Annotated in this window: 25 protein-coding genes; 13 read left to right on the top strand and 12 right to left on the bottom strand. The window is 65.9% G+C overall.

Going from position 1 to position 25,462, the window contains the following annotated elements:
* The first annotated feature begins 8 nt into the window (after window positions 1-8).
* From AC07M1_RS08970 to AC07M1_RS08960, 3 genes are all read left to right on the top strand, one after another.
* Window positions 9-248 carry a hypothetical protein gene (locus AC07M1_RS08970; RefSeq protein WP_495162201.1) on the top strand — a complete coding sequence of 80 codons (240 nt, stop codon included), beginning with the start codon at window positions 9-11 and terminating at the stop codon, window positions 246-248.
* A gap of 90 nt (window positions 249-338) precedes the next feature.
* Window positions 339-1,790: an AMP nucleosidase gene (locus AC07M1_RS08965; protein ID WP_495162200.1), complete on the top strand. Its 1,452-nt coding sequence runs from the start codon at window positions 339-341 to the stop codon at window positions 1,788-1,790.
* A gap of 105 nt (window positions 1,791-1,895) precedes the next feature.
* The gene (locus AC07M1_RS08960; RefSeq protein WP_495162199.1) at window positions 1,896-2,426 is read left to right on the top strand and encodes a hypothetical protein; all 531 of its coding nucleotides are present in this window, start codon (window positions 1,896-1,898) and stop codon (window positions 2,424-2,426) included.
* A gap of 77 nt (window positions 2,427-2,503) precedes the next feature.
* Here the strand turns inward: AC07M1_RS08960 and AC07M1_RS08955 are convergent, their stop codons facing one another.
* Window positions 2,504-4,333, bottom strand: a complete 1,830-nt coding sequence (locus AC07M1_RS08955) for a M2 family metallopeptidase (RefSeq protein ID WP_495162198.1) — start codon at window positions 4,331-4,333, stop codon at window positions 2,504-2,506.
* A gap of 64 nt (window positions 4,334-4,397) precedes the next feature.
* Window positions 4,398-5,150 (bottom strand): alpha/beta fold hydrolase, encoded by a 753-nt coding sequence (locus AC07M1_RS08950; protein ID WP_495162197.1) that lies wholly within the window; start codon window positions 5,148-5,150, stop codon window positions 4,398-4,400.
* Window positions 5,151-5,277: 127 nt separating this feature from the next.
* Here AC07M1_RS08950 and AC07M1_RS08945 point away from each other — a divergent pair, with 127 nt between their 5' ends.
* From AC07M1_RS08945 to AC07M1_RS08935, 3 genes are all read left to right on the top strand, one after another.
* Window positions 5,278-5,739 carry a MarR family winged helix-turn-helix transcriptional regulator gene (locus tag AC07M1_RS08945; protein WP_495162196.1) on the top strand — a complete coding sequence of 154 codons (462 nt, stop codon included), beginning with the start codon at window positions 5,278-5,280 and terminating at the stop codon, window positions 5,737-5,739.
* The gene (locus tag AC07M1_RS08940; RefSeq protein ID WP_495162195.1) at window positions 5,732-6,796 is read left to right on the top strand and encodes an HlyD family secretion protein; all 1,065 of its coding nucleotides are present in this window, start codon (window positions 5,732-5,734) and stop codon (window positions 6,794-6,796) included. The genes AC07M1_RS08945 and AC07M1_RS08940 overlap by 8 nt, the downstream gene beginning before the upstream one ends.
* A 138-nt stretch (window positions 6,797-6,934) precedes the next feature.
* On the top strand, window positions 6,935-8,512 hold the full coding sequence (locus tag AC07M1_RS08935) for a DHA2 family efflux MFS transporter permease subunit (protein WP_495162194.1): 1,578 nt from the start codon (window positions 6,935-6,937) through the stop codon (window positions 8,510-8,512).
* Here the strand turns inward: AC07M1_RS08935 and AC07M1_RS08930 are convergent.
* Both AC07M1_RS08930 and AC07M1_RS08925 read right to left on the bottom strand, forming a co-directional pair.
* Complete coding sequence (locus AC07M1_RS08930) at window positions 8,460-9,116, bottom strand: DUF2238 domain-containing protein (protein WP_495162193.1); 657 nt, start codon at window positions 9,114-9,116, stop codon at window positions 8,460-8,462. The two genes, AC07M1_RS08935 and AC07M1_RS08930, sit on opposite strands and share 53 nt — an antisense overlap.
* Before the next feature lie 11 nt (window positions 9,117-9,127).
* Window positions 9,128-10,153 carry an aspartate-semialdehyde dehydrogenase gene (locus AC07M1_RS08925; RefSeq protein WP_495162192.1) on the bottom strand — a complete coding sequence of 342 codons (1,026 nt, stop codon included), beginning with the start codon at window positions 10,151-10,153 and terminating at the stop codon, window positions 9,128-9,130.
* Between the two features lie 320 nt (window positions 10,154-10,473).
* On the opposite strand from AC07M1_RS08925, the gene AC07M1_RS08920 reads away from it, so the two are divergent.
* From AC07M1_RS08920 to AC07M1_RS08910, 3 genes are read left to right on the top strand one after another with little or no spacing between them, the layout of a single operon-like run.
* Window positions 10,474-11,448 (top strand): alpha/beta hydrolase, encoded by a 975-nt coding sequence (locus tag AC07M1_RS08920; RefSeq protein WP_495162191.1) that lies wholly within the window; start codon window positions 10,474-10,476, stop codon window positions 11,446-11,448.
* Window positions 11,445-11,936 (top strand): RNA pyrophosphohydrolase, encoded by a 492-nt coding sequence (locus tag AC07M1_RS08915; RefSeq protein WP_495162190.1) that lies wholly within the window; start codon window positions 11,445-11,447, stop codon window positions 11,934-11,936. The genes AC07M1_RS08920 and AC07M1_RS08915 overlap by 4 nt, the downstream gene beginning before the upstream one ends.
* A gap of 57 nt (window positions 11,937-11,993) precedes the next feature.
* Complete coding sequence (locus AC07M1_RS08910) at window positions 11,994-12,899, top strand: DUF481 domain-containing protein (protein WP_495162189.1); 906 nt, start codon at window positions 11,994-11,996, stop codon at window positions 12,897-12,899.
* Window positions 12,900-12,921: 22 nt separating this feature from the next.
* Here the strand turns inward: AC07M1_RS08910 and AC07M1_RS08905 are convergent, their stop codons facing one another.
* Window positions 12,922-13,776, bottom strand: coding sequence for an AraC family transcriptional regulator (locus AC07M1_RS08905; RefSeq protein ID WP_495162188.1), 855 nt, complete (start codon window positions 13,774-13,776; stop codon window positions 12,922-12,924).
* A 333-nt stretch (window positions 13,777-14,109) separates the two neighbouring features.
* On the opposite strand from AC07M1_RS08905, the gene AC07M1_RS08900 reads away from it, so the two are divergent.
* The 4 genes from AC07M1_RS08900 to AC07M1_RS08885 all read left to right on the top strand — a co-directional run bounded on the left by AC07M1_RS08900 (window position 14,110) and on the right by AC07M1_RS08885 (window position 17,845).
* A complete protein-coding gene (locus AC07M1_RS08900; protein ID WP_495162187.1) occupies window positions 14,110-15,315 on the top strand; it encodes a hydrolase in 1,206 nt (401 codons plus the stop codon).
* Window positions 15,312-16,322: an arginine N-succinyltransferase gene (locus AC07M1_RS08895; RefSeq protein ID WP_495162186.1), complete on the top strand. Its 1,011-nt coding sequence runs from the start codon at window positions 15,312-15,314 to the stop codon at window positions 16,320-16,322. The genes AC07M1_RS08900 and AC07M1_RS08895 overlap by 4 nt, the downstream gene beginning before the upstream one ends.
* Window positions 16,309-17,565, top strand: a complete 1,257-nt coding sequence (locus AC07M1_RS08890) for an N-succinylarginine dihydrolase (RefSeq protein WP_495162185.1) — start codon at window positions 16,309-16,311, stop codon at window positions 17,563-17,565. The genes AC07M1_RS08895 and AC07M1_RS08890 overlap by 14 nt, the downstream gene beginning before the upstream one ends.
* Window positions 17,566-17,629: 64 nt before the next feature.
* Window positions 17,630-17,845, top strand: coding sequence for a hypothetical protein (locus AC07M1_RS08885; protein ID WP_495162184.1), 216 nt, complete (start codon window positions 17,630-17,632; stop codon window positions 17,843-17,845).
* A gap of 1 nt (window position 17,846) precedes the next feature.
* On the opposite strand, the gene AC07M1_RS08880 is transcribed toward AC07M1_RS08885, so the two are convergent.
* From AC07M1_RS08880 to AC07M1_RS08850, 7 genes are read right to left on the bottom strand one after another with little or no spacing between them, the layout of a single operon-like run.
* Window positions 17,847-19,856: an ATP-binding protein gene (locus tag AC07M1_RS08880; protein ID WP_495162183.1), complete on the bottom strand. Its 2,010-nt coding sequence runs from the start codon at window positions 19,854-19,856 to the stop codon at window positions 17,847-17,849.
* An 8-nt stretch (window positions 19,857-19,864) separates the two neighbouring features.
* Complete coding sequence (locus tag AC07M1_RS08875) at window positions 19,865-20,671, bottom strand: alpha/beta hydrolase (protein ID WP_495162182.1); 807 nt, start codon at window positions 20,669-20,671, stop codon at window positions 19,865-19,867.
* The gene (locus AC07M1_RS08870; RefSeq protein WP_495162181.1) at window positions 20,668-20,919 is read right to left on the bottom strand and encodes a hypothetical protein; all 252 of its coding nucleotides are present in this window, start codon (window positions 20,917-20,919) and stop codon (window positions 20,668-20,670) included. Before AC07M1_RS08870 ends, AC07M1_RS08875 begins: the two co-directional genes overlap by 4 nt.
* Window positions 20,916-21,923 carry a biotin synthase BioB gene (bioB, locus tag AC07M1_RS08865; protein ID WP_495162180.1) on the bottom strand — a complete coding sequence of 336 codons (1,008 nt, stop codon included), beginning with the start codon at window positions 21,921-21,923 and terminating at the stop codon, window positions 20,916-20,918. The genes AC07M1_RS08870 and bioB overlap by 4 nt, the downstream gene beginning before the upstream one ends.
* Window positions 21,920-24,058: a methylmalonyl-CoA mutase gene (scpA, locus tag AC07M1_RS08860; RefSeq protein WP_495162179.1), complete on the bottom strand. Its 2,139-nt coding sequence runs from the start codon at window positions 24,056-24,058 to the stop codon at window positions 21,920-21,922. Before scpA ends, bioB begins: the two co-directional genes overlap by 4 nt.
* Window positions 24,055-24,651 (bottom strand): histidine phosphatase family protein, encoded by a 597-nt coding sequence (locus AC07M1_RS08855; RefSeq protein WP_495162178.1) that lies wholly within the window; start codon window positions 24,649-24,651, stop codon window positions 24,055-24,057. The genes scpA and AC07M1_RS08855 overlap by 4 nt, the downstream gene beginning before the upstream one ends.
* On the bottom strand, window positions 24,648-25,427 hold the full coding sequence (locus AC07M1_RS08850) for an enoyl-CoA hydratase-related protein (RefSeq protein WP_495162177.1): 780 nt from the start codon (window positions 25,425-25,427) through the stop codon (window positions 24,648-24,650). The genes AC07M1_RS08855 and AC07M1_RS08850 overlap by 4 nt, the downstream gene beginning before the upstream one ends.
* Between the last annotated feature and the right edge of the window lie 35 nt (window positions 25,428-25,462).

Genomic DNA, 25,462 nt, shown 5'->3' with positions numbered 1-25,462 from the left:
GACGCGAGATGATCGACGAAATCGCCCCAACGACCCCCGAGATCGGGACCCAGGATTCGCTGCGCGACCGCACGAGAGACGCCCTCGCCGATGCGCGCGGCGCGGTCAGCGAGGCCGTGACCAGCGCAATCGAGACCGCGAAGAAGCATCCGGCCGCCACCGCCGCGGTCGCCGCGGGCGCCGCTGCCGCAGTCGCGGGGGCCGCCTATGGCATCAGCAAGCTGCGCGAGAAAGAAGAGACCAAGTAAGCCATCCGGGCGCGCGGGCCGCCCCCGCGCGTCACATTTCGGGCGTTTGCCGGTCTTGCTAATGTCATCTTGGCGCATTAGCCGTGGTAGATGACAACAGCAGAAAAGATCGTAGCCGAACTGGATCGGCTCTACACCGCGTCCGTCACCCGCCTTCAGGACGCCCTTACTCTCTATCTGACGCAGGGCACACCGCCCGATCCGGCGCGCCGCAAGGACGGCAGCTTCGCCTATCCCGAAATTCGCGTCAGCTATCGCAACGAGGTCGATCGCCCAACCCCGGCACGCAGCTTCGGCCGCCTGGTCACTCCGGGCGATTACGCGATCAGCGTGACCAAGCCCGCGATGTTCGCCGATTATCTGATCGAACAGCTCACCCTGCTGATCGAGGATTATGATGTCGAGGTGACCGCGGTCCCCGGGCGTCAGGAAATCCCCTTCCCCTATGTCATCGATCCCGGCCACGCGCTGCGGCTCGACGAGGTGTCGGCGCTCGAGCTGGCGCGGTACTTCCCCGCGACCGAACTGGCGCATATCGGTGACGAGATCGCCGACGGCACCTGGATCAGCCTCGACCAGACGCGCCCTCTTGCACTGTTCGACGGGTTGCGCACCGACTTCAGCCTCGCGCGGCTGCGCCATTATACCGGCACCCCGTCGGAGCACAGCCAGCAGTACATCTTGTTCACCAACTATCATCGCTATGTCGATGAATTCGTTCGCTGGGCCTGCGCGCAGCTTGGCGCGAACGAGGCGGGAGAGGACAGCCGATTCATCGGCGTTTCCGGCCCAGGCGGCATCGTCATCCGCGCCGGCGACGATCCCGAGACGCTGCTGACCGACGGCGCCTGGCGCCGGCACCAGATGCCCGCATGGCATCTGATGGCCGAAGACGGCACCGGCATCACGCTGGTCAATATCGGCGTCGGCCCGTCCAATGCGAAGACGATCACCGATCACCTCGCCGTGCTCCGGCCCGAGGCGTGGATGATGATCGGCCATTGCGGCGGCCTGCGCCCGAGCCAGCGGATCGGCGACTATGTCCTCGCCCACGCCTATCTGCGCGACGACCATGTCCTCGACGACGTGCTGCCGCCTGAAATCCCCGTCCCCGCCATCGCCGAGGTGCAGCAGGCGCTCGCGCGTGCGGCGGAGGTCGTCTCGGGCCAGTCGGGCGAGGAACTGAAGCGCCGCCTGCGCACCGGTACCATCGTCACCACCGACGATCGCAACTGGGAGCTGCGCTTCTCGCGCTCGGCATTGCGCTTTTCACTCAGCCGCGCGGTCGGCGTCGACATGGAGAGCGCGACCCTAGCCGCGCAGGGCTATCGCTTTCGCGTGCCCTACGGCACGCTGCTCTGCGTCTCGGACAAGCCGCTCCATGGCGAACTCAAGCTCCCGGGCCAGGCCAACCGCTTCTATGAGCGGGCGATCGCCGAGCATCTGAAGATCGGGATCGAGGCGTGCGAACAGCTCCGCCGCGAGGGCGCCAAGCTCCATTCGCGCAAGTTGCGCGCGTTCAACGAGCCGCCGTTCCGGTGAACGGCGGCGGCATCGCCCCGCACTTTCCGGTAAACATCCCGCATTGACCGTGGAAACCGAATTGCTTCACGGTGGTTACAGACACGAAACCACTGGAGGATCGTGATGGCCAAGGCGCCGACCAAGCCGACGACTGAAGGGGCCGAGACCGCGCCCGCCAAGAAGCCCGCCGCCAAGAAGGCGCCGGCGAAGAAACCCGCCGCCAAGCCCAAGGCAGCGAAACCTGCTGCCGCGCCCAAGGCGGAAACCACCGCCCCGGCCAAGGCTCCCGCCAAGGCGCCCCCCGCCCGGCGCAAGGCTGCGGCACGCAAGCCCGCCGCCGCAACGGCAAAGCCCAAGGCCACCGCCAAGCCCAAGGCCGCATCCACTGGCCCTCGCGCCGCCGCGCAGGCCGCGGCCGCCAAGGTCAGCGCCGCCGCGCAGTCGGCCGCGCACAGCGTCAGCGAGTCCGCCCCGGTCCAGTTCGTCGCGGAAAAGCGCGAGCAGATGGGTGACCGCAACTTCTTCGCATCGGTGATCGGCGGCGTCGCCGCGATCGGCGCGGCCGCAGTCGGAATCTTCTACGCGGTCAAGAAGGGTGCCGGTGGTCCCACCGACACCGCGGACGCCAAGCCGAAAGGCAAGGGCAAGGCCTGACCGGCCTCCGCCGGAAATAGCAACGGCCGCCGCGGGATGTCCGCGGCGGCCGTTTCCAATTCAGGCAGTAACCCGCCTTACCAGCCGGTCGGCTTGCCCTTGTTCTGCTCGTCGAGCCACGCCTTCAGCGGCGCGAAATACTCGACCATCGCCGCGCCGCTCATCTCGCGGCTGCCGGTGAAGGCTTGGAGGGCATCGGGCCAGGGCTTGGACGCGCCCATCGCCAACATCGCGTCCAGCTTCGTGCCGACCTCCTTGTTGCCATAGAAGGAGCAGCGATGGAGCGGGCCCTTCCAGCCGGCCTGATCGCACGCCGCCTTGTAGAACTGGAACTGCAGCAGACGCGCCAGGAAGTAGCGCGTGTAGGGCACGTTCGCCGGGATGTGGTACTTCGCGCCCGGATCGAACTTGGTCTCGTCGCGCTTCACCGGCGGGGTGATGCCCTGATACTGCAGCCGCAGCGCATCCCATGCGCCCTGATAGCCGGTCGGCTTGATCCCGCCCGAGAACACGCCCCAGCGCCACTTGTCGATCAGCAGGCCGAACGGCAGGAACGCGACCTTGTCCATCGCCTGGCGCAGCAGCAGACCGGTATCCTTGTCCGCGCTCGGCACCTTGCCCGCGTCGAGCAGGCCGATCGAGACGAGGTAATCCGGCGTGATCGACAGCGCGACGAAATCGCCGATCGCCTCGTGGAAGCCGTCATTGGCGCCGTTGCGATAGATCAGCGGCAGCTTGTTGTAGGCGCGCTGGTAATAGTTATGGCCCAGCTCGTGATGGATGACGGTGAAGTCGTCGCCATTGACCTTGATGCACATCTTGATGCGCAGGTCGTCGACATTGTCGAGATTCCAGGCCGAGGCGTGGCACTGAACCTCGCGGTCGGCCGGCTTCACGAACTGCGAGCGCTTCCAGAAGGTATCCGGCATCGGCGCCAGGCCCAGCGACGAGTAGAAGCCCTCGCCCGCCTTCACCATCTTGATCGCGTCATACTTCTTCGCGTTCAACAGGTCGGTGACGTCATAGCCCAGGTCGCCCGATCCCGGCGGCGCGACGACGTCATAGATGTTGCCCCATTCCTGCGCCCACATATTGCCGAGCAGGTCGGCGCGGATCGGTCCGGTCTTGGGCTGGACGGCGTCGCCATATTTCTCGTTGAGCTTCCAGCGGACATAGGTGTGCAGCGACTCATAGAGCGGCTTCACTTCGTTCCAGAGCTTGTCGGTGAGCTTGGCGAACTCCTCCGGCGGCATGTCGTAGTTCGACCGCCACATCGCGCCGACATCCTTGAAGCCCAGCTCGCGCGCGCCCTCGTTGAGCAGACCGGTGGCACGCTGATAGTCCCCACGCTGCGGCGCGCCGACATTGTCGTGCCAGCTCGTCCACATCTCCTTGAGCTCGGCCGGGTTGCGGTTGGTACCCATCGCCGCTTCGATGTCGCTGCCGTTGATCGCCTCGCCCTTCAGCGTGCCCTTGCCGGTGCCATAGACGGTCTGCATGTCGGTCTGCAGCTGGGACAAAGCCGTCGCCGCGCCCGCACGCGTCGGCGCGGGCGAGGTGATGCCGCTGCGCAGAATGTCGAGCTGGCGCTTGGTGTCGGGCGACAGGCCTGGCACCTTCTCATACTTCGCCGCCTCGAGCGCGAAGCGCACCGCCATCTCGGTGCCCTTGGCCCCGCTCTTGGCCACCAGCGCGGAGGTGTCGTCGTTGATATAGGTCGCGTAGAGCCACTGGATCCGCGCATCGTCCTGAGAGAACTCGTCATATTCCTTCGCGGCACGCTTCAGGAACGCGTCGGCAGCCGCCGGCGTCGCGGCGCCCGCGGCTGGAGCCGCTTTCTCTTGGGCGACGGCGGGCGCCGCCAGCAGCATCGCAAGCGCGATCGTCGAAATTCCGGTGCGGATCATGAGGCCCCTCTTAATGGCTTGGTCTTGTGATTGCGGCGGACACTGCTCCCGCCCTTGGAATGGGTCAAGCGGTCAAGAATGTTACGATCGCATCGCCCAGTTCGGCGCGCGTGACGGCACTCATATGGTTGCCCGGGATCTCGACGAAGCGGGCATCGGGAAGCATCGCGACCAATCCCTCGAACGATCCCACCTCGTCATCCGCCGCGCCGCCGACGACCAGCACCGGCAGGTCGAACCGCGCGACATCGGCCTCCGTCGTATCCACGAACGTGTCGAGAATGCCGAGCAGCGCGACCGGATCGCCGCCGGTCGTCTTGAGGAACGCCTGCGACATGAATTCCTTGTCGCCATGCTTGAAGCTGCCGAAGTTGGTCAGCACGCGACGGAAGAAGCCCGCTCGACGCCCGGTATCGACGACACCCTCATCGCCCAGTCCCGACAGCACCACGCGGCGCGGTCGCGGCGCGATCCCGCGCGCCAGCACGCGCACGCTGGTCCGCGCGCCCAGCGAATAGCCGCCCAGATCATAGTCGGTGAGGCCCAGATGGGCGATGAATGCTTCGGCATCCATCGCCAGCGCGTCGGGCGGATAGGCCTCAGCATCGTGTGGCCTGCCACTTTCGCCATGCGCACGCAGGTCGGGCATGATCACCCGGAACCCCGCCGCGACCAGCTTCGCCGCGGTCCCGTATTTGATCCAGTTGGTGTTGGCGTCCGAGAAATAGCCGTGGATCAGCACCACGGGCCGTCCCTCTCCCATCTCTCGCCATGCGATCGATGTGCCGTCGAAGCTCTCGAAAAACTGAGTCTGCATCGGCGCGGGATGCCGCACTTTGCGCCGCCGCGAAACCCTGACCGATTGCGCAATCTGCAATCGTTACGTTTTATAATGCAACTAATCTGCTGTCGTAATATATAAGCATGCTTATTATATGCCGCTCATGCCCGACTCTCTAGGATTCCTCCTCAACGACATCGCCCGCCTGATGCGGAAGCGGTTCGACGTGCGCGCCCGCCGCATCGGTGTCACTCGTGCGCAATGGCACACGCTCAGCATTCTCAAGCGCAACGAGGGATGCAATCAGGGCATGCTCGCCGATCTGCTTGAGGTCGAGCCGATCACCGTCGGCCGCATGATCGACCGGCTCGAGGATGCCGGTCTGGCCGAACGCCGCCGCGATCCCGCCGACCGCCGCGTCTGGCGCATCCACCTCACCGAAAAGGCACAGCCGGTGCTGATCGAGCTGCGCGCCATCGCCGATACGATGATCGACGAGGTGATGGACGGCGTCGATCCGGAAGATCGCGTCCGCATGCACGCCGCGCTCAAGGCGCTGCGCACCAACCTGCTTGCCGACGAACACGACAAAGCGAACGACAACAAGGAAACCGTCAATGGCTGACGCGGACCCCAAGCTCGACCCTACCGAAGCGATCGAGATCACCCCTCCCACCGCTCCCCGCAAGCGCAACTGGCTGCGCCCGATCTTGATGTTCGGGGTGCCCCTGCTGCTGATCGCGGCGGTCGGAAGCTGGTGGGCATTGTCGGGCGGGACCGTCTCGACCGACAACGCCTATGTCCAGCAGGACAAGGTCTCGGTCGCCAGCGACGTCGCCGGCCGCATCGTCGAGGTCGCGGTGAAGGAGAACCAGCCGGTCAAGGCCGGCGACCTGCTCTTCCGCATCGACCCCGAACCTTATCGCATTGCGCTGGAACAGGCGAACGCCGCGATCGCCAATGCGCAGGTCCAGGTCGGCACGCTGCAGGCGAGCTACCAAGGCACCGGCGCCGATATTCAGGCCGCGCGCGACCGCATCGCCTCCGCGCAGGAGGACTATGCCCGGCAAAAGGCGCTGATGGACCGCGGCTTCACCACCCGCGCCCGCTACGAACAGGCACAGCACTCGGTCGAGCAGGCCAAGGCCAGCTATCAGAGCGCCGTGGCCAGCGCCGCCGAAGCTCGCTCCAAGCTCGCCGACGGCGCCGCCGTTCCCGGCATCAACCCCGCCATCGCCGCCGCCCGTGCCCAGCGCGACAAGGCCGCGCTCGATCTGTCGCGCACCGCCCGCTACGCGCCCGTCGATGGCATCGTCAGCCAGGCCGACCGGCTCCAGGTCGGGCAGATGATGATGTCGGGGTTGCCCGCCGTCACGGTCGTCCGCGCGGGCGGCTCGTGGGTCGAAGCCAACTTCAAGGAAACCGATCTCGACAAGATGCGCGTCGGCCAGCCGGCCGAAGTCAGCTTCGACGCCTATCCCAAGCTCAAGCTCAAGGGTCATGTCGCCTCGATCGGCGCGGGCACCGGCAGCGAATTCTCGGTCCTCCCGGCCCAGAATGCGAACGGCAACTGGGTCAAGGTCACCCAGCGCGTGCCCGTCCGCATCGCGATCGACGACAAGAGCCCGCGCGAACTGATCGCCGGTCTTTCCGCCGACGTGAAAGTGGACGTGAGCAAGTAACTCCCCCCTCCCTGCAAGGGAGGGGTCGGGGGTGGGTGCGACGCGCAGCGTCGCTTCCCGCCCGAACCAAGCGCCACCTTACCGTGGCCTACCCACCCCCAGCCCCTCCCTTGCAGGGAGGGGAGCAAGAGCAGCCCAATGGCCACCGCCGCGCAAAGCCCCGCCGCTCCGCCCGCCCCGCCGCCCTCGGGTGCGGCGCTGCCGGTGCGCAACAAGGGGCTGCTCACTTTCGGTGTGATGCTGGCGACGATCATCCAGATCCTCGACACCACCATCGCCAATGTCGCGCTACCGCATATGCAGACCTCGCTCGGCGCGACGGCGGACACGATCACCTGGGTGCTGACCAGCTACATCGTCGCCTCGGCCATCGCGATTCCGATCACCGGCTGGGTCTCCGACCGGATCGGCTCGCGCAACCTGTTCCTGATCTCGATCGTCGGCTTCGTCGTCGCCTCCGCGCTGTGCGGCATGGCGCAGAATCTTGAGGAGATGGTGTTCTTCCGCGTGCTCCAGGGCATCTCGGCGGCGTTCATGAACCCGCTCAGCCAGACAGTGATGCTCGACATCAACGAGCCCAAGGACCAGCAGCGCGCGATGGCCGTGTGGGGCATGGGCATCATGATCGGCCCGATCCTCGGTCCCGTCCTTGGCGGCTATCTGACCGAGAATTTCAACTGGCGCTGGGTGTTCTACGTCAACCTGCCGCTCGGCGCGATCTGCCTCGTCATCCTGTGGTGGCTGCTGCCCAGCCGCCCGATCCGCAAGCGCGGCTTCGACGTGTTCGGCTTTTCCCTACTCGCCATCGGCATCGGCGCGCTCCAGTTGATGCTCGACCGCGGTCAGGGCGAGGACTGGTTCAGCTCGGCCGAGATCTGGATCGAGATGCTCGCGGCGGTCATCGCGCTGTGGATGTTCGTCGTTCACATGGCCACCGGCAAGAATCCGATGTTCGAACGCGGGCTGTGGAAGAACCGCAACCTCGTCACCGCGCTCGCCTTCATGCAGGTGGTCGGCGTGGTGATGATGGCGACGATGGCGCTGCTCCCGCCGATGCTCCAGACTCTCTACGGCTATCCGGTGGTCGACACCGGCCTGTTGCTGATGCCGCGCGGCATCGGCGTGCTGGTGACGATGGCGCTGTCGGCCCGGCTGATTCAGCGCGGCCTCGATCCACGCATCGCGGTCGGCCTCGGCTTCGCGCTCGCCGCCTGGTCGCTCTACGACATGACCCAATGGACGCTCGAGATGGGCAGCCGGCCCTTCATCGTCTCGGGCTTCATCCAGGGGCTGGGCATGGGCCTGATCTTCATGCCGCTGAACGGCATGGCCTTCGCCACTCTATCCCCGCATCAGCGCACCGAAGCCGCCAGCCTGCTCAACCTGTCGCGCAATATCGGCGCGTCGATCGGCATTTCGGCGGTGACGACCGTCCTCGCGCGCGGCAGCCAGACCAGCCATGCCGATCTCGCCCAGCACATCACGCCCGAACGGCTGCAGACGCTCGACCCCGGCCTGCTCGCCAATTTGGGCGGCGCGACCGACGCACTGCTGGCGATGGCCAATGCGGAGGTGACGCGGCAAGCGGCGATGATCGCCTATTTGAACGACTTCAAGGCGATGATGATCGTCACCGCATTGTCGATCCCGCTGGTGTTCTTCCTCAAGAAGCCGAAGGGTCCGGTCGAGAACGATCCGGCTGCGGCGGGACACTGAGCAGCCTGCGCCGCCACACCAGTGGCACCAGGCTTCCGATCAACGCCATCGCCATGTCCTTGGGCGCGTCGAACATGTCGCCCTGCTGCCCGTTATACTGGTCCGCCGCCTCGGCATTCATCCCGATGGTCAGCATCCATTCGAAGATCTCGTAAACCGCGCCGATCGCCAGCACCGCAAGCACCATGACGAATATCGCCATGCGCCGCGTCAGCCCGGCATAGCGGACGCCGACCTCGACCAGCGGCCGCGCGAAGCACAGGCCCGACGCGAAATGCACCAGCCGGTCGAACATGTTGCGCTCGAACCCCAGCGCTCTGTCGATGCTGAACCCGAACGCCGCTTGCCCCCAGGCGTCATAGGGCACGCTGCTATAGGTCCAGCGCGCCGCGAACAGGTGCAGCAGGATGAAGGCGCAGACCCAGCCCACGCTGGCGTTGCTCAGCGGCCAGCGCCGCAGCGCCCACCAGGCCAGGCCGACGCCGACGACGACCGGCCCGACCTGAAGCCAGGTATTGGGCGGATACACCGCCCCCACCGCGCTCAGCGGCACGCCCGCCAGACAGGCGAGCAGCCACCATCGCTGCGCGGCGGGAAGGCGCATCCGCCCGATGCTCACGCCTTCTTGAGGTGCCGGCGGCCGAGCAGTTCGGCGATCTGCACCGCGTTGAGCGCCGCGCCCTTGCGCAGGTTGTCGCTCACGCACCAGAAGGCCAGGCCGTTCTCGACGGTCGAATCCTCACGCACGCGGCTGACGAAGGTCGCATAGTCGCCGACGCACTCGATCGGGGTGACGTAGCCGCCGTCCTCGCGCTTATCGACCAGCATGATGCCGGGCGCCTCGCGCAGGATCCTCTGCGCGTCCTCGGCCGACAACTCGCGCTCCAGCTCGACATTGACCGCTTCGGAGTGGCCGACGAACACCGGCACGCGCACGCAGGTCGCGGTCACCTTCACCTTGGGGTCGAGGATCTTCTTGGTCTCGACGACCATCTTCCACTCTTCCTTGGTGTAGCCGTCGTCCAGGAAGCTATCGATGTGCGGGATCACGTTGAACGCGATCTGCTTGGTGAACTTCTTGGGCTCGGCGGAATCGCCGACGAAGATGTTACGCGACTGTTCGAACAGCTCGTCCATGCCTTCCTTGCCGGCGCCCGATACCGACTGATAGGTCGCGACGACGACGCGCTTGACCGTCGCGGCATCGTGCAATGGCTTCAGCGCCACCACCATCTGCGCGGTCGAACAATTCGGGTTGGCGATGATGTTCTTGGCCTTGTAGCCGTCGATCGCCTCCGGGTTCACCTCGGGCACGATCAGCGGCACGTCGGGGTCCATGCGGTAAAGCGAGCTGTTGTCGATCACGGTGCAGCCCGCCGCGGCGAAGCGCGGGGCGTGAACCTTGGTCGCCTCGCTGCCGATCGCGAACAGCGCCATGTCCCAGCCGGTCGGATCGAAATGCTCGATATTCTGGATCTTATACTGTTTCCCGGTCTCGCCGAAATCGACCATGTCGCCGGTCGAGCGCGAGGAGGCGAGCACCGCCAGCTCGTCGATCGGGAATTCCCGCTCGGCCAGAATGTTGAGCATTTCACGACCGACATTGCCGGTAGCGCCTGCGACAACGACACGATAACCCATGTGAGACCCTTTCATGCGGTCAAGCCGCCCGGAGTTCGGGCAGCGACATAGTCATTTTTCGGTGGGAAGTCAGCGGGCCGTTCGCCCGCCGGTTGAAGATGTTTCGCGGCATAACCCGAACGCCACGACCGGCTGGTTCAGCGGGTCGTGTTCCGGGTGGTCATAATGGGCCGTTTTCGAAACATGAGCGCGCCCCTAGCAGCGTAATTGCGTGGGCGATAGCGAATTTCTTCTTTCATTACGGTGAAGCGCGGGTTCATCCGGTGGACGCGGCGGCGAAGCGTCGCCTAGAACGGGGCAGTTCCTCAGGAGAAGACCCCTTGGCCGATCCCTATGTCCGTCCGGACGCCCGTGTCTTTCTCGACATGCTCGCCGCGATGCCTCAGCCTGAATGGCCGCCCCAGCCCGCGGTGTTTCGGGCGCAATATGCGGGGATGAAGGATCTGGTCGACCTGCCCGTCGGCGACCTCGCGGTGATGCGCGATCTCGAAATTCCCGGCCCCGCCGGCGTCATCCCCGCCCGCCTGTTCGACGCGCGCGAACGTCGCGAGCCCGGCCCGGTCATCGTCTATTTCCACGGCGGCGGCTTCGTGATCGGCAATGTCGATACCCACGCTTCGATCGCTGCCGAAATGGCACGCACGCTCGACCTGCCGATCGTCTCGGTCGACTATCGCCTTGCCCCCGAACACCCCTGGCCCGCAGCCTCAGACGATGCCGAGGCCACGGCGCGGTGGGTCGCCTCGGGGCCCGCCGAACTCGGCCGCGCCGTCACCTCGATCGCGCTCGCCGGCGACAGCGCGGGCGGACAGATGTCGGCGGTCGCCGCGATCGACCTGCGCGATAGCCCGGCCAAGGTGCCGGTGATCGCCCAGCTGCTGATCTATCCCGCTTCGGATCTGCGCACCGACTATCCCTCGCTCGACCGCTTTGGCGAGGGCTATATGCTCACCAAACGCAGCCTCGACTGGTTTTCCGATTGCTATGCCGCCGACATCACGCATCCGCGTGCCTCGCCGATGGCCAATACCTCGCTCGCCGGTGTGCCGCCCACGGTGATCGTCACCGCCAGCCTCGATCCGATCCGCGATCAGGGTCGCGCCTATGCCGCCGCGCTGATCGATGCGGGCGTACCGGTGGTGTTCCGGGAGGCCGCGGGCAACGTCCACGGCTTCATCACGCTGCGCCGCGCGATCCCTTCAGCGCAGGGAGACGTCGCGGGCATGCTCGCCGCGTTCAAGGACGTGCTGGTCGAGGCTGAGGGCAATCGCGTGATGATGCAGGCCGCGGCATGAAGGACCTGACGTCCCTCCCCTATCGCCCCTGCGCCGGGGTGATGCTGCTCAATCGCGACGGACAGGTGTTCGTCGGCCAGCGCCTCGATTCCACGCTCGAGGCGTGGCAGATGCCCCAGGGCGGAATCGACCCGGGCGAGGACGCGCTCGAAGCCGCCTATCGCGAGCTGTGGGAGGAAACCGGCGTCACGCGCGACGCGGTCGAGTTCGTCGCCGAGGCGCCCGAGGAGCTGCAATACGACCTGCCCGACGACCTGATCGGCAAGGTGTGGAAGGGCAAGTGGCGCGGCCAGCGCCAGCGCTGGTTCCTGTTCCGCCTCACCACAGGGGACGAGGCGATCGACATCCAGACGGCGCACCCCGAATTCCGCGCCTGGCGCTGGATCGCCCCCGCCGAACTTCCGCATGTGATCGTCCCGTTCAAGCGCGCGCTCTACGCCCGCCTGCTCGAACTCTTCGCGGATCCGTTGGGGCTCCCAGCCGAATAAACCGCTCGACAAGCCCCGATCTCGATTTTGCCGCATTGCGGCATTAACAGGACAAAGATGCGCCGGACGATCCCCCTGATCCTCGCCCCGCTGCTGCTCGCAAATGCGCAGGCGGACGAAGCCCCGCCCGAGATGCCTGACACGGTCAAGGCCATGCTCGACGCCGCGATGAAGGCGGGCGACGAGGCCGCGGTCAACGCGATCGTCAAATATGCCAAGGCCGCCGACAAGGCGAGCGTCGAGGTCGCCGAAAAGGCGGCGGGTTCATGGAAGCGCGAGCGCCGCGAAGCCGCCGAACGCCGCGTGCGCGAAGCACGCTTCCTCGATCTGGTGAAGGGTCGCGCCGAACTGGGCGGCTATGTCACCACCGGCAATTCGGAAACGGTCGGCCTCACCGGCGTGCTCGACGTCAAGCGCGAGGGGTTGCAGTGGCGCCACAAATGGCGCGCGCAGGCCGATTATCAGGAAAGCCTCAATGTCGTGGTGCGCGAACGCTACCTCGCCAGCTACGAACCCAATTACAAGGTCAACGACCGTTTCTATGCCTATGGCGCGGCGCTGTTCGAAAGCGACCGCTTCCTCGGCTTCAACCAGCGCTATTCGATCTCGGCGGGTGCGGGCTACACTGCGGTCAACGACGGCAAGCTACGCATCGATGTCGAGCTGGGCCCGGCCTATCGCCACACGGCCTTCACCGACAACACGATCGAAAGCCAGATCGCCGCGCGCGGCAAGCTCGACCTCGACTGGAAACTGTCGTCCGCCATCACCTTCAGCCAGGACGCCGCCGCCTATTTCCAGGAAGCGAACAGCACCATTACCACCAAGACCGCGCTGCGCGCCAAGCTGTTCGGCCCCTTCTCGGCGCAGATGTCCTATGCCGTGAACTATGAAAGCAAGCCCCCCGCAGGCCGCAAGACGATGGACACGACCAGCCGGGCGTCGCTGCTGATCGATTTCTAGGGCCGCCGCTCGCCCGCGCCGGTCATCCCCGTAGCGGCAACAGGATATCGGTGCGCAACTCGCTCTGCGGCACCTCGCGCGGATCGTTGAGATAGGCTTCGAGGATCGGCGCGTCATCCGGCTCGTGGCCCGATGCGGGCAACCAGGTTCCCAGCAGCCAGCGATAGGCCCCGGGCATGTCCGCATAGGGGCCGGTGTAGCTGAGCCGCGCATAGAGGCCGCCGCGAAGGACCGTCTCCACCATCGGAGCCGCGATGTCGGTACCGGGGTCCACCGGCAGACACGCCCGCGACCGCAAGCTCTCTTCCGCGCCGAAATCGGGATCGTCGAAGAACATCCCGAACATGGCCGGCTGCGCCGGAAGACCGCCGCTCATGGCCAGCGCGGAGAAGAGGCGGCCCATCGCCTGGTCGATCTCCATATAGGGTCCGCGATGATCCATCCCCGCGGCGCGGCGCTCGGGCAGATGATCCGTCGCGACTGGAAATCCGCGAGCGTTTCCGGCGGTGCTGGCGGCTTTGTAAGCGGCATGCGATCCCGTTTCGCGATAGGCGGCGGGCGGCTGGTCGAACGCACCGGAAAAGGCGCGAGCGAAGCTGTCGGTCGAAGCATAGCCCGCACGCTCCGCGATCACGGCGATGTCGAGATCGGAATTGGCCAGCCGGTCGGAGGCCCGCTGCAGCCGCAGCCGGCGAATGGCGGCAGCGATCGTCTCCCCGCGCATGGCGTGGAAGATGCGGCTCCAGTGATAGGAGGACAGGCAGGCGATTTCCGCCAGCCGGTCAAAGGACAGATCGTCCTCCAGATGCGCGTAGACATGATCCATCACGCGATCGATCCGATCCTGATAGCTCGCCTGGGTCTGGGGTCTCTGCATGGTGCGTCCTCGGTTGGTCCAACCTAACCGGCGTCGCACAAGCGGCACAGGCAAATCCTGCGATTTTGGGTCGAAGCCTCGCCCGGGACCACCGCCTTGCAATGTAGGATTTCGCCTGCTCCACTCTCTTCGCCGGGCAGGCCCGGCCGCTCTTTGAATCCGTCGATAGTCTTGCCCAATATGCACGGCTCGCCTGAAGGAAAGCGACTCGCGCGCGCGTAGGAGTGTGACTTTCGGGACTTTCCAGCCCGCTCCGCGCCCAAACCCGTATCGCTGGAAACTTTCCTTCGCCGGGGGTTCACCCGCCGCGTATCACCCGATACACAATCGCGAATGGGTCTTTCCGCAATCGAAACCGCCGCGATCGAGCATGCCCGCGCGGCACCGATGCTCGCTCAGGTCGAACGCTGGGTCGCGGTCAACAGCGGCACACGCAACCTTACCGGCCTCGCGACGATGGCGGATATGCTGGCCAGCGCCTTCTCCGCGCTTCCAGGTGCGCTGACATTGGTCGATCCCGCCCAGGTCGAGACGGTGGACACCACGGGCGAAGTCCTTCCCCTCGCCCATGGCCGCCATCTCCATCTGCGCGTTCGGCCAGAGGCCCCGGTCCAGATGCTGTTCACCGGTCATATGGACACCGTCTTCCCCGCCGATCACCATTTCCAGGCCGCGACCTGGCTACCCGATGGCCGCCTCAACGCCCCCGGCGCCGCGGACATGAAGGGCGGGATCGCCGTGATGCTCGCCGCCCTTCGCGCGGTCGAAACCACGCCCGCCGCCGAACGCTTCGGCTATGAGGTGGTGATCAACTCCGACGAGGAGACCGGCTCCTTCGCCTCCGCCGCGCTGATCGCTCAGGCCGCGAAGAGCAAGGTCGCCGCGCTCACCTACGAACCCGCTCTGCCCGACGGTACGCTGGCCGGCGCGCGCGGCGGCACCGGCAATTTCTCGATCGTCGTCCATGGCCGCAGCGCCCATGCCGGTCGCAACCCGGAGGAAGGCCGCAACGCCATCGTCGCCGCTGCCGATCTCGCGCTGCGCCTCGCCGCCGCGAAGGGCGATGGCCTGGCGGTCAACCCCGCTCGGATCGAAGGCGGCGGCCCGAACAACGTCGTCCCGGACCTTGCCATATTGCGCGTCAATTTCCGCCCGGCTTCCTCCGAAGCGATCGCCCGCGCCGCGGCGGTGATGGAAAGCGCCACGGCGGAAGTCGCCGCGCTCCACGACGTCCATATCCATGTTCATGGCGGCTTCAACCGCCCTCCCAAGCCCCTCGATCCCGGCGCCGAGCGGCTGTTCGGGCTGGTCAAGCAGGCCGGCGCGGATCTCGACATCCCCATCGCGTGGAAAGCCACGGGCGGGGTGTGCGACGGCAACAATATCGCCGCCTGCGGCGTGCCCGTGGTCGATACCATGGGCGCGCGTGGCGGCGCGATCCATAGTGCAGAGGAATTTCTTATCCCTGAAAGCCTGCCCGAGCGCGCCGCGCTCTCCACCCTCACCATCCTGCGTATCATCGAGAAGGGCAGCGTATGACCTTCCTGATCCGCCCCGCCCGCGAGGACGATCTTCAGGCGCTGTACGAGATGGCCAAGCTCACCGGCGGCGGCTTCACCAATTTGCCGCCAGAGAAGCCCGCCCTGCGCACCAAGCTTGAGCGCAGCGCGCTCGCCTTTTCCCGCACCGACGACGCACTCAGGGACGAGTTGTTCGTGCTGGTGCTCGAGAATACCGAGACCCGCGAAGTGCGCGGCACCTGCCAGATCTTCACCCAGGTCGGCCAGCGCTGGCCCTTCTACAGCTATCGCCTGGGTATCGAGACCAAGCATAGCGAAGCGCTCGCCCGCACCTTCCGCGCTGAAATCCTCAGCCTGACCAACGATCTGGAAGGCTGTAGCGAAGTCGGCGGCCTGTTCCTCCATCCCGGCGAGCGTGCCGGCGGCCTCGGCATGCTGCTCGCCCGCAGCCGCTATCTGTTCATCGCAATGCATCGGGCCCGCTTCGGCGACCGCGTCCTTGCCGAACTGCGCGGCGTGATCGACGAGGCCGGCGGTTCGCCCTTCTGGGATGGTGTCGCGGGTCGCTTCTTCGGCATGAACTTCCAGCAGGCCGACGAATTCAATGCGATCCACGGCAACCAGTTCATCGCCGATCTGATGCCCAAACACCCGATCTACACCGCGATGCTGACCGAAGGCGCGCGCAGCGTGATCGGCCTGCCCCATCCCTCCGGCCGCGCCGCGATGCGGATGCTCGAGCAGGAAGGGTTCGCGTTCGAGAACTACATCGATATCTTCGATGGCGGCCCGACCATGACCGCGCGCACCGATCAGGTGATGACGGTCCGCGATTCCCGCACCGACAAGGTCGCCGAAGTCGCCGATGGCGGCAGCGCCAGCATCATCGCCCGCGGCACGCTCGGCGACTTCCGCGCCTGCCACGGCCGGGTTGGCCTCAGCGACGGCGGCGTCACTGTGGACGCCACCTCAGCGGCAATCCTTGGCGTGGAAGCGGGGCAAGAGGTTCGTCATGCCCCGCGTTGAGATCAACTTCGACGGCCTGATCGGCCCCAGCCATAATTATGCGGGCCTCAGCCCCGGCAATCTCGCCGCGACCCGGAACAGCGGCGCGGTCTCGCAACCCCGTGCCGCCGCGCTTCAGGGCATCGCCAAGATGCGCGCCAATCTGGCGCTCGGGCTGACCCAGGGCATCCTGTTGCCCCACGCCCGGCCCGACCATCGCTGGCTGGAATCGCTGGCAACGACCTATGCCGATGCCGCGCCACATCTTCAGGCGCAGGCGCTGTCCGCCTCGTCGATGTGGGCCGCCAATGCCGCGACCGTCTCGCCTGCCCCCGATACCGCGGACGGCCGCTGCCACCTGACCGTCGCCAATCTCGTGACGATGCCGCACCGCAGTCACGAATGGCCCGGCACGCTGGCTCAGCTTCGCCTCGCCTTCGCCAACGATGCCTTCCACGTCCACGGCCCCGTCCCCGCCCCTTTCGGCGACGAAGGCGCGGCCAACCATATGCGCCTTTGCCCGGAGCATGACGCGCCCGGCGTCGAAGTGTTCGTCTATGGCGTCTCCGGCGGCCCCTTCCCGGCCCGCCAGCATCGTGAGGCCAGCGAAGCCGTCGCCCGCCGCCATGACCTCGACCCCGCCCGCACATTGTTCGTCCAGCAGTCGGAAGAGGCGATCGCCGCCGGCGCCTTCCACAACGATGTCGTCGCGGTCGCCAACGGTCGCGTGCTCTTCGCCCATGAACAGGCGTTCGCGGACAAGCAGGGCTTCTATGCCGACCTGCGCGGCCTGATGCCTGAGGTCGAGATCGTCGAGGTGCCTGCCTCCGCCGTCAGCCTCGCCGACGCCATTTCCTCCTACCTGTTCAACGCCCAGTTGGTGACCTTGCCCTCCGGTGAGACCGCGCTGATCCTCCCGACCGAGGCGCGCGACACGCCCAGCGTCTGGAGCTGGCTTCAAGCTCATGTCGCCGGCAACGGCCCGATCCGGCATCTGGAGGTGGTCGATGTCCGTCAGTCGATGGCCAATGGCGGCGGCCCCGCCTGCCTACGTCTGCGCGTCGTCGCCGATCCGGCCACAATCGATCCGCGCTTCCTGGTCGACGAGGCCAAGCTGGACCGGATCGCCGCGCTGATCGAGGCGCACTGGCCCGAGACGATCGGACAGGACGAAATCGGTGACCCGGCCCTGATCGCCCGGATCGAAGCCGCCCGGACCACGCTGTTCGACCTGCTCGGCACTGTCGAGTTAATTGACAGCTAACCATATCCGTTGACGCGGACTCACGGATTCCCGCCACTGGTCCGGTTCTTGCGTTAACGCGGACATGTTCACACGCGTCAAACGGCTGTTCACGATCAAGACCCGCTTCGAAGCCTTCATGGTGATCTACGCGCTCGGGGTCGGCGCGGTCGACCGCGGCTTGCACTATCTCGAGCAATATCCCGGCATGGGCGGCTGGATGCTCTTCGCCGCCTGTCCGATCGCGGTGTTCATGGCCGGCGCGCGAATCCTGGATTCGATCGACGCCGGCCTAGACTGAGCTATTCGAACTCAAGGATCGCCGCGTCGACTGCCAGGCTCTCGCCCGCCCCGAAATTCACGACCTTCACCACACCCGATTTCTCGGCGCGCAGGATGTTCTCCATCTTCATCGCTTCGACCACCGCGAGTGGCTGCCCGGCCTCGACCTTGTCGCCCACCGCGACCTCGACCCGCGTCAGTAGCCCCGGCATCGGCGCGAGCAGGAAGCGGCTCATGTCAGGCGGGATCTTTTCGATCATGTGCTTGGCCAGTTCGGCCACACGGGGCCGATAGACCTCGACGCGATGCGCGGCGCCACGCGTGGTCAGCACCCATCCCGTGCGGGTCTTCGTCACCTTCACGGCCAGTTCGCCGCCGTCACCGTGCGCCACCGCGATCCGGTCGCCCGGATTCCATTCGACGCTGTCCTCGACCATCTCGCCATCGACGATCGCGCCGTCACCCAGTGTCACCTCATGCGCAATCGAGCCAAGATGCACGACCCAGTCACCTCGCACCGGCAGCATCGAGCCAAGCTGGCCCGAGATCATCGCCGCTCGCTCGGCCTGGCGCCAGGTCAGCACCGCGGCCAGCGCCGCCAGTCGGCGGGTCAGCATCGCATCCGCAGGCGCGCCCACGAACCCCTCGGGATATTCCTCCGCGATGAAGCCTGTCGTGAGCGCGCCCGAGCGGAAGCGCGGGTGCTGCATCAATGCCGAAAGGAAATCGACATTGTTGCCCAACCCCTCCAGCTCGAACCGGTCGAGCGCCGCGACCTGCAGATCGGCCGCTGCGTCGCGCGTCTCGCCCCAGGTGATCAGCTTGGCAATCATCGGGTCATAGAACATGCTGACCTCGCCACCTTCGACAACACCGTCATCGACGCGGACATAGCCGTCACCGCCAACTTCACCGTACGGCGTGTCTTGCGCCGCAGGCGGGCGATAGCGCACCAACCGCCCGGTCGAGGGCAGGAAGCCGCGATACGGATCCTCGGCATAGATGCGGTTCTCGATCGCCCAGCCGGTAAGCTTGACGTCATCCTGCCCGAACGAGAGCTTCTCGCCCGCAGCGACACGGATCATCTGTTCGACCAGATCGAGGCCGGTCACCGCCTCTGTCACCGGATGCTCGACCTGAAGCCGGGTGTTCATCTCGAGGAAGTAGAAGCCATCGCCGGTCGTGTCGGCGCCGCTGACGATCAGCTCGACCGTGCCCGCGCTATAGTAGCCCACGGCGCGCGACAGCGCGACCGCCTGCTCGCCCATCTTGCGCCGCATCTCGGGTGAAACGAACGGTGAAGGCGCTTCCTCGACCACCTTCTGGTGGCGACGCTGGATCGAGCACTCGCGCTCGCCCAGATAGACGATATTGCCATGCTGATCGCCCAGCACCTGGATCTCGATGTGGCGCGGACTCTCGATGAACTTCTCGATGAACACGCGGTCATCGCCGAAGCTCGCCAGCCCTTCGCGCTTGGTCGCCTCGAAGCCCTCGCGGACATCCTGCTCGCTATAGGCCAGCCGCATGCCTTTGCCACCGCCGCCAGCCGATGCCTTCATCATCACCGGATAGCCGATCTCAGCGGCGATCTTTACCGCATGCTCGGTATCGTCGATCACCCCGACGAAACCGGGCACGACATTGACACCCGCCGCCTTGGCCAGCTTCTTGGACTCGATTTTGTCGCCCATCGCCGCAATCGCGCCCGGCGGCGGGCCGACAAAGGCGATCCCCGCCTCCGCGCACGCTTTTGCAAAGCTCTCGCGCTCGGACAGAAAACCATAGCCGGGATGGATCGCATCCGCCCCGGTCGCCTTGGCCGCGGCCAGGATCAGTTCTGCCTTGAGATAGCTTTCCGCCGCCGGCGCCGGCCCCAGCCGCACGGACTCATCGGCCATCAGCACATGCGGCGCGCGCGCATCGGCGTCGGAATAGACCGCGACGGTCGCGATCCCCATCCGCTTGGCGGTCCGGAATACACGGCAGGCGATCTCACCGCGATTGGCGACCAGGATCTTCTTGAACATTGCGGCCCCTATTGGCTCGGTTGCGGGTAAAGCTGGCGGATCGCTGCCAGAGCAGCGGCGTGATAGATGGTGGCGTGGGTTTCGTCGGGACGCGGCGCATAGGTCCAGAGCAGTGCGGCGGGCGCATCGTCCTTAAGGAGTTCGCCAAAGGGCGCGACGCCCATCCCCTGCTCGTTGGCGACGGTCAGCCATAGCCGTCCGTGCGCCTTGGGAAGCAGCGACGGCGCAGCCTTCACCAGCGCCTCGTTATCCCACCACAGGCTCGGACTGATCGCGATATACGTGTCGAACAGCCCCGGCGCGCGCAGCATCGTTTCGACCACGAACAGCCCGGCGAGCGACTCCCCGATCAGCGCATTCTCGCCGCTGGTGCGATAGGTCTTCTCGACCCATGGCTTCACCTCGCTCGCGATGAAGCGGCGGAAGCGTTCGGACTGGCCGGCAGTGGGATAATCCGCCTTGAGCTTGGCATCCGTCACGACCGGAAAGGCCAGCTCATTGCGACGATCCACGGTCTCGATCCCCACCACGATCACGTCGCGGGTGGTGCCGACGATCGTGCCAAGCTGCGCCAGCCCGGAGATATGGTGGAAGTCCTGATCCACGCCGCCGTCGAGCAGATAGATTACCGGATAGCGCTGCGTCCCCTCGGCATAGCGCGGCGGGAGCCACACATTGATGGTGCGCGTGGTGCCCATCGTGGCGGAGGTGAACTTGTAGGACTGACCGATGACGACAGGTTTGCTGGTGGTTTGCGCCAGCGCGGGCAGCGGAATCGACACGACCAGCAACGCGACGAGAAGTCGGATAATCACCGGCGGCTCCAGCGTGTGAAGAGGAAAAGTGTAACCTTGTACCCGGCGAGCGAACAGCAGATTGCGAGAATCAGCGCATAGAGCGCGGCTTCGTCACCTTTGCCGACAATCGGCAACAGCACGAGCCAAAGAACCGGGCCGCCGATCATGGCCCACAAAGTGGCAAGCGATGAGCGACCTAGATTGCCCCAGCTTCCCTGCTCGCGAGCGCGACGCTCAGCCCAATTTGCGAAGCCGACAGGCTTCACTCCGCCGCCTCCAGTTCGACCTTCACCTCGCCCTGCATTGCCCGCATGCCTAGGCGCGCGAACAGAGCCGCGTCCTTATCATCTCCGGCATTTCCGGTGGTGAGCAGCTTGTCGCCGGTAAAGATCGAATTGGCGCCGGCCATGAAGCACAATGCCTGAGTCGAATCGCTCATGCTCTCGCGGCCCGCAGACAGGCGCACCATGCTCTCCGGCATCGTGATGCGCGCCACCGCGACGGTCCGCACGAACTCGATCTCGTCGATCTTCGCCAGTGGGGTGTCGGCCAGCATGTTGCCCAGCACCGTACCCTTGACCGGCACCAGCGCGTTCACCGGCACGCTCTCAGGGTGCTTGGGCAAGGTCGCCAGCGCGTGGATGAAGCCGACGCGGTCGCCGCGCGTCTCGCCCATGCCGACGATCCCGCCACAGCACACGTTGATCCCCGCCTCGCGCACATGCTCAAGCGTGTCGAGCCGGTCCTCGAAGGTCCGCGTGGTGATCACCTCCGCATAGCGCTCGGGCGACGTGTCGATATTGTGGTTGTAGTAATCCAGCCCCGCGTCGGCGAGCATCTCGGCCTGCTTCTCGCTGAGCATCCCCAGAGTCATGCAGGTTTCCATGCCCATCTGACGCACGCCCTTCACCATCTCGACGATGGCGGGCATGTCGCGGTCCTTGGGATTGCGCCATGCCGCGCCCATGCAGAAGCGCGACGAGCCATTGTCCTTGGCCTGTGCTGCAGCCTGCAGCACGGCGCGCACGTCCATCAGCTTGGTGGCTTTCAGGCCCGTCTCGGCGCTGGTCGACTGGTTGCAATAGCCGCAATCTTCCGGACAACCGCCAGTCTTGATCGAGAGCAGGGTCGACAGCTGCACCTCTTCCGCCGCAAACTGCGCGCGGTGCACACTCGCTGCCTGGAACAGCAGCTCGGGGAAAGGCAGGTCGAACAGCGCAGCGATCTCTTCGCGAGTCCAGTCGGTACGCATGGTAACATTGGCAGTCATTCAGCCGCTTCCTCCTCGGGGGGCAAATTATGGCCGAGCAGCGTCAACACCTCTGCGGCGGCATTTACAAGGTTGGTTCCGGGTCCGAAGATCGCTTGCACCCCGGCATCGCGCAGGTATTGATAGTCCTGCGCCGGGATCACACCGCCTGCGACCACCTTGATATCTGCTCGGCCAGCATCGCGAAGATGCCCGATCAACTCTGGAATCAAGGTCTTGTGCCCAGCGGCAAGGCTCGATGCACCGACGACGTCGACATTCTCTGCCAGCGCCAGTTCGGCGGCCTCCTTCGGTGTCTGGAACAGCGGTCCTGGTACCACCTCGAAGCCGAGATCACCGAAAGCGGAAGAAACAAGGTTTGCACCTCGGTCATGCCCGTCCTGCCCCATCTTTGCGACGAGCATGCGCGGCTTGCGGCCTAGCCGCCGCTCGGTCGCGGCGACGCCGTCCTTCAGCCGCTCCCAGCGCGTGTCCTCGGCATAGGCGCCGCCGTAGACGCCCGAAACCGGGGTCGGCACGGTGCCATGGCGGCCGAAGATGTCTTCCATTGCCAGGCTGATTTCGCCCAGAGTGGCGCGTTGGCGGGCGGCTTCGACGGCGAGGGCAAGGAGGTTTTCGGTACCGCGCGCGCCTTCACGCAGCGCGTCGAGCGCCGCCTGGCACGCCGCCTCATCGCGCGACGCCTTGATCCGCTTGATCCGCGCGATCTGCGCCTCGCGTACCGCGTGGTTGTCGACATCGAGGATGTCGATCGGGTCTTCCTCGGCCTTGCGATACTTGTTGACCCCGACGATCACCTGCTCGCCGCGATCGATCCGCGCCGCTGTGGCGGCCGAGGCCTCCTCGATCATCGCCTTGGGCCAGCCCGCGGCGACCGCCTTGGCCATCCCGCCCTCACCCTCGACGCGCTCGATGATCGCCCACGCCTTGTCGACCAGCTCCTGGGTCAGGCTCTCGATATAATAGGAGCCGCCGAGCGGATCGACGACCTTGGTCATCCCCGTCTCTTCCTGGATCACGATCTGCGTGTTGCGCGCGATGCGAGCGGAGAAGTCGGTGGGCAGCGCGATCGCCTCGTCGAGCGCGTTGGTGTGCAGGCTCTGCGTGCCGCCCAGCATCGCCGCCATCGCCTCGATCGTGGTGCGGATGACGTTGTTGTACGGATCCTGCTCGGTCAGCGAGACGCCCGACGTCTGGCAGTGCGTGCGCAGCATCTTGCTGCGCTCGTCCTTGGCGCCCAGCTTCGTCATCACGCGATGCCACAGCACGCGCGCCGCGCGCAGCTTGGCGACCTCCATGAAGAAGTTCATGCCGATCGCGAAGAAGAACGACAGACGCCCGGCGAATTTGTCGATGTCGAGACCGCTCGCGACTCCGTATTTCACATATTCCATGCCGTCGGCGATGGTGAAGGCGAGTTCCTGCACCTGCGTCGCCCCGGCCTCCTGCATGTGATAGCCAGAGATGGAAATGCTGTTGAACTTGGGCATCTCGCGCGAGGTGTAGCCGAAGATGTCTGAGATGATCCGCATGCTCGGCTCGGGCGGGTAGATATACGTGTTCCGGACCATGAACTCCTTGAGGATGTCATTCTGAATGGTCCCGTCGAGCTGAGCGCGCGGAACGCCCTGCTCCTCGCCCGCAACGATGAAGAAGGCGAGGATCGGGATCACCGCACCGTTCATCGTCATGCTCACCGACATCTCGCCGAGCGGGATGCCGTCGAACAGGATCTTCATGTCCTCGACGCTGTCGATCGCCACGCCCGCCTTGCCGACATCGCCGGGCACGCGCGGATGGTCGCTGTCATAGCCGCGATGCGTCGCCAGATCGAAGGCGACGCTCAGGCCCTTCTGACCCGCCGCAAGGTTACGGCGATAGAAGGCATTCGATTCCTCGGCGGTCGAGAAGCCCGCATATTGCCGGATCGTCCAGGGGCGCCCGGCATACATCGAACCGCGCACGCCACGCGTGAACGGCGCCAAGCCGGGCAGGCCCGGATCGACGGTCACGTCGTCCGCCGTGTAGAGCGGCTTGACGTCGATCCCCTCGGGCGTGCGCCAGGTCAGGTCGCGGCCCTTCACTTCCTTGTCGGAGAGCGCCTTCCACGCGTCGAGAGTCGGCTTGTCGGTCATGATGCTACCTGTTCGAGCGCGGTCCATCCGAACAGATGACGGCGCTCCGCAATGGAAAAGGCGTGGACATTGCCCCCGCCGGGATGGCCCCCTTCGGCGGCCTGATCTGCCGAACGGGCGATCGCTTCGCCCTTCACATGGCATTTGAGCAAGGTGCCGACGCCGCCATGGCCGACGAACAGCACCGGCGCGACGTCATCCAACAGCACCGCATCGACCGCGCCGACGATTCGCGCTTGCGCATCCACCGCCGGCTCCCACCCGCGCACCGACTGATCGGGCGCAGCAAAGAACGCGTCGGCGGTCGCCTCGAACTCGGCGGGCGGCAGGAAGCCGGTTGCCGACCGGTCATTCTCGTGGAAGTCGGGCAATATCTCGACCCGCGCGCCATCGGTCATCGGCGCGAGCGCCTCCGCCGTCTCGATCGCCTTGCGTTCCTCGCTCGACACGATCCGCCGTACCGACGCGAGCCAGCCCGCACCGGCCAGCGTCGCCACCCGCTCGCGACCGGCATCCGACAGGCCCCATTCAGGCACCGGCATCGCGGGATCGACCTGCACCTGGGGGTGGGACAAATAATAGGCGATGGTCACCGACCCTTGAACTCCGGGGGCCGCTTCTGGAGGAACGCGATCACGCCCTCGCGGAAATCCTCGGTCTTGCCGGCGGCGCGCTGATTCTGCGCCTCAAGACTCAGCGACTCCGACAGGGTCGAATTGAGCGCCGCCTTCACCTGAGCGCGGATCAGGCCCAGCGCGACGGTCGGCTTGGCGGCGAGCTTCGCGGCGATCTCACCCGCAGTCGCCAGCAGCGTGTCGTCCTCGGCTACGCGCGCGACCAGCCCGGCATCCTTCGCATCGTCCGCGCCCATCTTCTCGCCGAGCAGCGCCATCTCCAGCGCCTTGGCACGGCCCGCAGACTTGGCGACCAGCCAGGTCGCGCCGCAGTCGGGCACCAGCCCGATGTTGCTGAAGGCGAGCAGCAGATAGGCGGACTTCGCCATGACGACGATATCGCCGGCAAGCGCGATGCCGACGCCCGCCCCCGCCGCCGGACCATTGACCGCAGTGACCACCGGGATCGGCAGCTTCGACAGCGTCTCAGCCAGCGGATTGTAGTGGAATTCGAGATTGTCGGCGGGATCGATCGGCTTGCCGTCCATCCGCCCGACCAGATCGGCCCCCGAGCAGAACGCCCGGCCCTCACCGGTCAGCAGCACCGCACGTGCGCCCTCGTTCACCGCGCGCAGCAGCGACGCACGGATCAGGTCGAGCATCTCGCCGGTCACCGCGTTGAGGCGGTCGGGCCGGTTGAGCCGCAGCGTCGCGACGCCGTCGGTCAGGTCGTACAGAACCGTGTCTTCGCTCATACCTAGCCCTCTCCGTCACCCCGGCCTTGTGCCGG

The organism is Sphingomonas sp. GW821-FHT10C01, from assembly GCF_059415525.1.
The sequence above is the reverse complement of the archived record's forward strand: the minus strand, read 5'-3'. Positions and strand labels throughout refer to the sequence as shown.